The 4,341-nt window shown below is 37.8% G+C and carries 2 protein-coding genes; both read right to left on the reverse strand.

What is annotated here, in order from left to right; translation table 11 throughout:
- Positions 1-1,282 (reverse strand): hypothetical protein (locus ACLTU0_RS11040; RefSeq protein WP_412322483.1); only part of this gene is annotated, 1,282 nt, incomplete at its 3' end.
- Positions 1,283-2,237: 955 nt separating this feature from the next.
- The gene (locus tag ACLTU0_RS11045) at positions 2,238-4,238 is read right to left on the reverse strand and encodes a Calx-beta domain-containing protein (protein ID WP_412322484.1); all 2,001 of its coding nucleotides are present in this window, start codon (positions 4,236-4,238) and stop codon (positions 2,238-2,240) included.
- Positions 4,239-4,341 lie beyond the last annotated feature (103 nt).

A 4,341-nucleotide genomic window follows, 5' to 3' on the forward strand; every position in this document is an offset into this window, starting at 1 on the left:
GTGTTACATCGGTAGTGCTCAGTCTGTCTGCTATATTGCCTTGATAGTTGTTAAATTCATCTGCGGATATTGCATTTTTATCATCATCTGCAGCATAGTTTGTAATTAGATCTACCTGAATACCGGCAATGATATTTAAAAATACAGGTACACCGTAAATTGTAGTATACATAGTCTTATTGAATGTATAGGCTCCGCCGATAGAAACCGAACCGCAAGCAAACATATAGTCGTTGTCCGGCGTTTTAACAAAGTCGAAAGCTAAAATAACGGCTACTTCGACGCTGTACCTTTGGTTATTAAAACCGGCAAATGGAGCTTTGGTATCTTTTAGTAAATCGGTATAATCTGCATATGCTTCTTGATATTCGGCATCGGTTTTATAATCGTCACGAGACGGAGCGACACCATTGAATGTCGCAGCCATTATTTTCATAGCATTACTTCTGTGATTATTATTTTCTTGAACAGCACCACGGAATTTATCATAAAACGCTTTTTTCTCGTAAACGGTTTTCTTACCCATACTATTGAGTATTGTGTCAATATTTGCCTGAATAGTATAACCGGTGTTGTCAGGCCAGTTTGTTTTGCCGAATGTAATCAATCCGGATTGGCATTTGCCTATTGCTGAGCCGACTAACGGAATATCGATTGTACCGCTGTTATCCGCATCGAAAGTTTGAGGTGTTGTAAGTGCAAATTCCGTATAGAATGAAAGACCTGTTGCAACATCGGGATACACAATTTCAATTTCAGTGTTACCTGATGATAATTTTTCTGAATCTACAAGACGTACAGAAAGACTGTCACCGGAATGTAGATTTTCTGTCATCTTAGGAATTGTACATTCTATAATACTGCTGCCATCCTCACGAGGATAACCTTTGTATTCGGTTGTCTGACCGGTTGATGTGCGAACGGTGAATACTGCCTCACTGACACTTCTTCCATAGCTGTCTATAACGGCTGTGACTGTAAGATTGTCGTCGAGTATTCTTATTTGATTTTGGTTTAAGTCGGCTGTGTTCTTGTCATATGTGTACATAATTGACGCAACCTTAGGAGCACCGTAAGGGTAGGTGATATTTGTGTTACCTGCATTTACGGTATAAGCACCGTCTGATTGACCAAGTGCGTCTGTGAGCTTTACTTTTGCTACATAGCCTGTCGTAACACCGTTTGAGATGTACATTGTAATAAGGTCGTTTGTGTCACCCAATACGTTTGTCAATATATAAGTACCGGTATCGGAAGTTGTACCGGTCGCACTGTCAGGCATATAGCTTGAGTTTGCGGAGTTTAGCGACTGTGAACCTTTTCCGGCTGATACGGAATATCCTACAAGCGGAAGAGATTCCGGTTCTAAGCCGTTATCGCGGATAGATGCATTTTTAGAAACAACAGTACCTGATATATTAAATGATTTTAAATCGCTCTTTTTAACTTTTTTGTAATTTACAGTTATAACATTGTCTGTTGTTTGTGCTTGCGCAACGGTGTGATAAGAATTGGTTGTAAACGTGTCGTTGCCTTGCTTGATAACGGGACGGTATATGTATTCATTATCTTCAACGGAGGCAAAATTTAATGTATAAATCTTACCTGTAATCGGTGTTATTTTATCTGAAAGATTTGATTCTGACGGATTTGCGTTAATAACATATTTACCGCTTAGTTCCTTTTTCAGTTGTTCATCGGTACTTGAATTAAGATCATTTTCACTGATAAGACCCTGTACCGTTAAATAATTTTCTGCACCGTTTTCAAATTTAATTTCGATTTTGTTTGAATTTTTCGCTATAAGAGGACGTATTCTGTAACTCGTATTAGGCTCAAGGAATAATTTTGTTGTATCTGTTATTGTGTTGAAACTTGTGTTGTTTGTTGAAACTTGATAACCTACAACATGATATCCGTCATCCGGAGTTGTTGCACTTAAATCAAGTGTATCACCTGCATGGTGAGTAACTGTTTTACCTGCGGCAAGCTCGCTTGATACAAAGCTGCCGTTTCCTTCGCCGGCTGACGGTAATACTTCGACTGTAACATCGGCATATGATACTTTAGGTGTTATCTTCAGATTTTGATGATAACCGTATGTGTCATGTGCAACATTTTTTTGAACTGATTCAATCCAGGATATGAAGTATTTATCATACGGAATGTAATAAAGATTTTGCTTTTCTGTTTTCTTCAGCTCATTATTTACGTTATCCGATGTGAAATTTACTTCGTCAGAAAGTTTTGTTCCTTTTTTTTGAGTTAAGGTATGAAATAAATTCTTCTGGATAATTTACAGTTATTTTATCATCATTTGTACCCGGGTCTATGGTGATTTTATAGCCTGAAATATATCCGTATTTACCTTTGTGACCGTTAATGTCTGTATCATTTATTGTAAATACAATATTGCAGTCATCCTCATTCGGATTGGTCCAGAAATCACGTGTTTTACTTCCGGCGATTTGAGCACCGCTGTTAAGTTCAACCTGCATAGGTAAGGCATTTATCTTTTCATTACCGATATAGTATTCTTGTGCTGAAGGTTGATTAAGTTCTACATTAACCTTTTTATACATAGCCGCAACACCGTAAAAGCGTACATAACTTTTCGGAGTTTTTGATTTGTCTTCATCAGCTGAATGTATTTCCATGCTTATATTTCCGTTTAAAGGTTGGTTGTTATTCAAGAGAGTTGCAGGCATTGCGTCAAGTGTTCTGCCGAATTTTTCGCTTTTTGATTCATTGATAACAATATTGTCATTATTTGCAATTTTAAATCTTGCGAGCTGTCCGCCAAAGGCGCTTGATGTTGATTCCATATCTGGAGTCATATATTGATAATATACCGACGGTACAGTTTTGGAATGTGTCCATACTCCGCCTTTATCCCACATACTTGTATGATAATATTCAAGTTTTCCGTAGTGAGAGCTACCCATATTTCTTTCGCGTGTATCTATTTCATATTTGTTGTCCCAATGACCGCAACCCCATGGCTTATCGCCCCAATATCCGTCATAATAAAACAGACCGTCGCGGTTTGTTTCTGTTGCAAAGTAGTATGTACCGACTTCGGGAGGAATGTCATAATTGTGAGTTCCGTCACCTGTTGCGTATATTTTACCTTCGGCAGGATCTTTTGAATTATCTGACGGCATTGTATATTTAACGTTGTATTTAAGACCGTTTATAGTGATGTCATTAGTCTGATTTTCATTGCCCATAAGAGAAATATCACTCTCATCATCGGCGTTATTTTTGATTTTGACAACGGTTTCTGCATATTTGCCGCTTTCACAGCCCGTCATATCACTCATCAGCAGTTTAAATTCACCCTCGCCGGATACGGGGATTTCAATTGTCTTTTCCGTTTCATAAGGAATGAATGTAACTGTTTTGATTTGTTCTTCATAATTTTCTCCTGCTACTGCAGTAATGCTCGATGACAGTAAAGTGAAATCGCAAAGAGAATATTCTGCATTTTTTCGTTTTATTGTAACAGTGGCATTTCCGTCTTTTGACGTGTAACTGTTTCTGCTGAAAGAAACAACGCTTTTTTCTTTCGGCTCGTCGTCTTCGATATTTACAGAAAGTGATGTTACTTCATAAAGTTCGGCATTGTCGGGATTTACCAAAAGTAAAGAAAAACCTTCTGTGCCTTCGCTTTTTTTGTCGTCCAATATTTTGAATTTAACCGTTTTTTCGTTTTCACCCGGTGCGAAAGTAACGGTTGTACTGCTTGAGTATTCAATTCCTGCCATTGCATCCGGTACTACTTCGTCTGCAAATTGCTGTGCCATTTCTGAATCAAATTCCGAATAATTTTCAATATCTGTATTCTCTTCCGAAATGTTATCCGATGTTTCATCAGTGTCAGCTTCTGCCGTGGCATAACGTTCAAGTATTGAAACCCCATCACCGGTTTTCTCTGCGTTATCGTCAAGAATTATATAGTCCTCGCCGTATATCGCAGTTAAGTCAAGCGAGTGGATTGTGACGCTTGCTTCTTCCGATAAATCGCCCTCACGATAAATAGGAAACGAATAAACAGCATCTTCTTCTTTGACGTTTGCTGACGCAGTACCAAGGTAAATTAAATTACCGCTTGGAAGTTTTTCCGAATCAATTCGTGATGCGTTTAACGGCATGACCGTTTCTTCTGCTTTTGCAGGAATAACTGCCATAGAGGCAAGCATTGACAGCGACAAAAGAAATGATAGTAATTTTTTCATTTTAATCCTTCCTTTCATATTAGAAATATTGGTAGTGTAATAGAATTTCTCTTTTAAAACAGAGAAATAATTATATATAATAAAAGTATATATAAAAACCCTC

Origin of the sequence: Hominilimicola sp. (assembly GCF_046972485.1) — a bacterium.
GTDB lineage: Bacteria > Bacillota > Clostridia > UBA1381 > UBA1381 > Hominilimicola > Hominilimicola fabiformis.